Below are 4,444 nucleotides of genomic sequence, written 5' to 3' on the forward strand. Positions count from 1 at the left end.
GCGGCGCTGGTCGCGCTGCTGGCCGTCGGTGCCGGCGCCCTGCTCGACCTGCGCACTCCGGCGCCGCGCCCGGCCGACGCGCCGCCGGGCGAATTCAGCGCGGCGCGGGCGTACGAGAACGTCAAGGTCATCGCGGCCCGGCCGCACGTGGCCGGCAGCCCGGCCAACGACCAGGTCCGCACCCACGTCGAGGGGGTGCTGCGCGGGCTCGGCCTGGAGACGGAGGTGCAGGACACGGTGGCTCCGGAGGCCGGCCAGCTCAGCGGCGCGGCCGGCGGCGCCACCCTCGCCCGGGTACGCAACGTGGTGGCCCGGCTGCCCGGCACCGACCCGACCGGCAAGGTCTTCCTGGTCGCCCACTACGACTCGGTGCAGACCGGTCCGGGCGGCAACGACGACGCCGCCGGCACCTCGGCCATCCTGGAGGTGGCCCGGGCGCTGGCAGCCGGTCCGCGACCGCGCAACGACATCGTCTTCGTGCTCACCGATGCCGAGGAGGCGTGCCTCTGCGGCGCCTCGGCCTTCGCCGCCAGCCACCCGCTGGCCGCCGACGGCGGGGTGGTGCTCAACCTGGAGGCCCGCGGTTCCACCGGCCCGGTGATCATGTTCGAGACGTCCCGGAACAACGCGAAGCTGGTGGACGTCTTCGGGCGGGCGGCGCCGCACCCGGTGGGCACCTCGTTCGCGGTGGAGATCTACCGGGCGCTGCCCAACGACACCGACTTCACCGCGTTCCTCGACCAGGACTTCCTCGGGCTGAACTCGGCGTACATCGACGGCGGAGCGATCTACCACACGCCGCTGGACACCCCGGCCGCGCTGGACCGGGCGAGCCTGCAGCAGCACGGGGACAACGCGCTCGGCCTGGCCCGGGAGTTCGGCCGGGTCGACCTGGCCACGCTGCGCGCCGGCCAGGACGCCACCTACTTCCCGGTGCCCGGCGGGCTGGTCCACTACCCCGGCTGGCTGATCCTGCCGCTGGCCCTGGTCGCGCTGGCCGCGGTGGTCGCGCTCGGCTGGCTGACCCGCCGGCGCGGCCGGGCCACCACCGGCCGGCTGGTCGCCGGGTTCGGGCTGGCGCTGGTGCCGATCGTGGCCGCCCCGGTGGCCGCGCAACTGCTCTGGGCGGCGGTCACCGCGATCCGGCCCGGCTACGCCGAACTGCTCGACCCGTACCGGCCGACCTGGTACCGGCTGGCCGTGGTGGCGCTGGCCGCCGCCATCCTGTTCGCCTGGTACGCGCTGACCCGCCGCCGGATCGGCCCGGCCGCGCTGGCGGTCGGCGCGCTGGGCTGGCTGGCCCTGCTCGGGGTGCTGCTCGCCGTGCTGGTACCCGGCGGGGCGTACCTGCTCACCCTGCCGGCCCTGGCCGGCGCGCTCGGCGGGCTGGCGGCGCTGGCCACCCGGCTCGACGGCCCGTGGCCGGTGGTCGCGGTGACGGCGGCCGGCGCGGTCGCCGTGATCATCCTGCTCCCGACGGTGGTGCTGCTCTTCCCGGCGCTCGGCATGGCGATGGGCGGGGTGGCCGCGCTGGTCGCGGTGCTGCTCGGGCTGGCCGCGCTGCCGGTGGTGGACCTGCTGCACCCGCAGGCCGGCGGCCAGCGCGGCCTGGTCGCGCTGCGCGCCCGCCGGCTCGGCGCGCTGCCGACCGCGGCCGCCGCGCTCGCCGCGGTGGTGTTCGCCGGGGTCGGGCTCGCCGTCGACCGGTTCGACGCCGCGCACCCCGCACCCACCCACCTGATGTACGCCCTGGACGCCGGCACCGGCCAGGCCCGCTGGCTCAGCCACGAGGCCGACCCGCAGCCGTGGACCGGTCAGTACGTCGACGGCCCGGTCTCGGTAGCCGACGACTTCCCCGGCCTGGGCGACGGCGACCTGCTCGGCGGCCCGGCACAGGCGGCGAACCTGCCCGCCCCGAAGCTGGACGTGCTCGCCGACAGCACCGCCGGTGGCGAGCGCACGCTGCGGCTGCGGCTCACCCCGCAACGCCCGGTCCGGCTGGCCAGCCTGCACGTCGACTCGGCGACGGCGACCGTGCTGCGCGCCGAGGTGGCCGGCCGCCCGGTGCCGGTCGAGGCGCGGGACGGGAAGTGGGGCTTCGGGGTGGTCTTCCACGCCCCACCTGCCGAGGGCATCGAGGTGACGCTGACCGTGACGCCGAAGGCCGGACAGGTGGCGCTGCGCGCGATGGACGCCAGCGACGGCCTGGACGCGCTGCCCGGCTTCCGGCCCCGCCCGGCGGACGTCGGGGTGGTCGGCTCGCACAGTTCGGAGATGCTCGCGGTCGCCCGCACCTATCCGCTCTGACAGCGCCGGGAGTGGCCGCCGCGACGGTGGCCACTCCCGGCCTTGGCGTTCGTCTGTCACTCTGGCCGCATGAGCGACCGCTTCCGCCGGCTGCCGCCGCGGATCGAGCCGCGGTACGAGACGCAGGACGTCTCCCCGCCGCCACCGTTGCCCGAGGTGTCCGAGACGGTCGGGCTGACCGCGGGCGGCCAGGTCGCGGATATCGAGCGGCTCGCCGAAGCCGTGGCCCGCGACCGAGCGGAAGCCGACCCTGCCGACGGGCGGGCGAGCCGGTCGCGTCACCGCGTGCTGGTGTTCCTCCTCGCCGTCCTGGCGCTGGGGATGCTCGCCGTGTCGGTGCTCAGCTGGTGGGACTGAGGCCCGCCGTCGCTACTTCCAGCGGAAGTGGACGAAGAGGCGGCCGAAGTTCTTGGAGTCCTTCTCGACCCGGTGGTAGAGCTGCTTGACGTCCTTCTGGTCGAGGAACCGCAGCACCCGCTTCTTCAGCTGGCCGGAGCCCTTGCCGGGGATGATCTCGACGAGGGTGGCCTTCTTCGCCACCGCCTCGTCCATGATTCCGCGCAGCGCGCGGTCGATGTCGTGGCCCTTGTTGAAGATGTCGTGCAGGTCCAGCTTCAGCTTCACGCCGCACCCGCCGGCAGGTCAGGTCCCATGGGGTCGATGGTAGGCCGCGCGGCGGCGGCGGACCGGGGCGCGGCTGCGGCGGGCGGCGGAGACAGGTCGGGGCAGCCCTGTCGAGCTGCCCCGTCCATGCGACCACAACCCCGGGCGGTCAGCCCGGTCTTCACGTCAGCGACCGCCGGCCACCCGGGTCTCGACCCGGCGCAGGGCGGTGCGGTAGTCGTCGTTGCCCGAGTGCATCGCCGCCGCGATGCGCAGGTGCCGCAGCGCGTCGGCGTGCCGGTTCAGCCGCTCCAGCGTCCGGCCCAGCACGTGGTGGGCGTAATGGTCGCTGGGATCCCGGTCGACCAGTTCCCGCAGCTGCTCCTCGGCCCGGTTGAGCTGGGCCGACTGGAAGTAGGCCCGGGCCAGCAGCTGGCGGACCGCGGCGTTGCCCGGCTCGGCCTCGACGATCGGTTCGAGCAGCCGGGCCGCTCCGGTCGGGTCACCGGCTTCGAAGAACAGGTTCGCCCGCCGGTACTCGGCCAGAAGATCCATCGCACCCACCCCCTCGTGTCACGCCGCCACTGAGTCGACGCTGGCACAACACCGGCCGGACCGCGACTGTTCCCCGGCCGGCCGGGGGCTCAGGCGGTGGCGTCGTGCCGGCCGGCGGCCAGCTCCCAGGCGCGTACGCCGCCGACGATGCCGGCGCTGTTGGGCACCACCACCACGTCGTCGCCCATCCGGGCCAGCTGCTCGGGCCGGATCAGCCGGGAGTTGCCGCCGCCGAGGTAGAGCCGGTCCCAGCGGAACACCGGGCGCAGCCCGTCCACCACCTGCCGGATCCGGCGGGACCAGAACGCGTCGCCGAGCCGGCGCCGCTCCGGCTCCCCCACGTACGTGTCGTAGGTGGTGCCCCAGCGCACCGGGGCGTGCGACAGCTCCAGGTGCGGGGCGAGCACCCCGCCGTCGAAGAGCGCGCTGCCCAGCCCGGTGCCCAGGGTCAGCACCAGCTCGCAGCCGGTCCCGGCGACCACCCCGGCGCCGTGCACCTCGGCGTCGTTGAGCACCAGCGCGGGCACCCCGAACGCCTCGGCGAGGGCGGTCCGCGCGTCGTACCCGGACCACTCGGCGAGCAGCTCGGGCAGGACCTTGCTGCGCGGGCCGGACCGAGTGACGTAGTGCGGGGTGGCCACCACCACCCCGTGCCGGATCATGCCGGGCATCCCGACGGTCAGCCGGTCCGCCGCGGGCAGCCGGGCGCCGAGGCCGAGCAGCGTCTTCACGAAGAGCGCGGGCGGCAACGGGTACGGGGTGGGCACCCGCAGTGGCCGCGCCCGCATCGTCCCCGCCTCGTCGAGGACGGACGCCTTGATCCCGCCGCCCCCGCAGTCGATCGCCAGAGTGGTCACCACGCCGAGCAGTGTGCCCGCTCCACCGCGAATCTCCTCACCGATCTTGCACTTTGTGCCCGCGATATGCGGCCTTCCAACCGACATGCCCGGGCGCAAACTGCAAGCTCGCGGAGTGGGGT

5 protein-coding genes are annotated in these 4,444 nt (G+C 75.1%); 2 read left to right on the plus strand and 3 right to left on the minus strand.

Annotation, left to right across the window (positions count from 1 at the left end):
- Both DLJ47_RS30510 and DLJ47_RS30515 read left to right on the plus strand, forming a co-directional pair.
- The coding region (locus DLJ47_RS30510) for a M28 family peptidase (RefSeq protein WP_109905195.1) at positions 1–2,307 on the plus strand (2,307 nt) is incomplete at its 5' end.
- A 69-nt stretch (positions 2,308–2,376) separates the two neighbouring features.
- Entirely contained in the window at positions 2,377–2,664 is a 288-nt protein-coding gene (locus DLJ47_RS30515; protein ID WP_109905197.1) for a hypothetical protein, read from the plus strand.
- 12 nt (positions 2,665–2,676) lie between these two features.
- On the opposite strand, the gene DLJ47_RS30520 is transcribed toward DLJ47_RS30515, so the two are convergent.
- From DLJ47_RS30520 to DLJ47_RS30530, 3 genes are all read right to left on the minus strand, one after another.
- The gene (locus tag DLJ47_RS30520) at positions 2,677–2,931 is read right to left on the minus strand and encodes a Smr/MutS family protein (RefSeq protein WP_013736060.1); all 255 of its coding nucleotides are present in this window, start codon (positions 2,929–2,931) and stop codon (positions 2,677–2,679) included.
- A 165-nt stretch (positions 2,932–3,096) separates the two neighbouring features.
- On the minus strand, positions 3,097–3,465 hold the full coding sequence (locus DLJ47_RS30525) for a tetratricopeptide repeat protein (RefSeq protein ID WP_109905199.1): 369 nt from the start codon (positions 3,463–3,465) through the stop codon (positions 3,097–3,099).
- A gap of 89 nt (positions 3,466–3,554) precedes the next feature.
- Complete coding sequence (locus DLJ47_RS30530; RefSeq protein WP_088996160.1) at positions 3,555–4,325, minus strand: ROK family protein; 771 nt, start codon at positions 4,323–4,325, stop codon at positions 3,555–3,557.
- Positions 4,326–4,444 lie beyond the last annotated feature (119 nt).

The sequence above is a fragment of the Micromonospora sp. S4605 genome, from assembly GCF_003176715.1.
Lineage (GTDB): Bacteria > Actinomycetota > Actinomycetes > Mycobacteriales > Micromonosporaceae > Micromonospora > Micromonospora echinaurantiaca.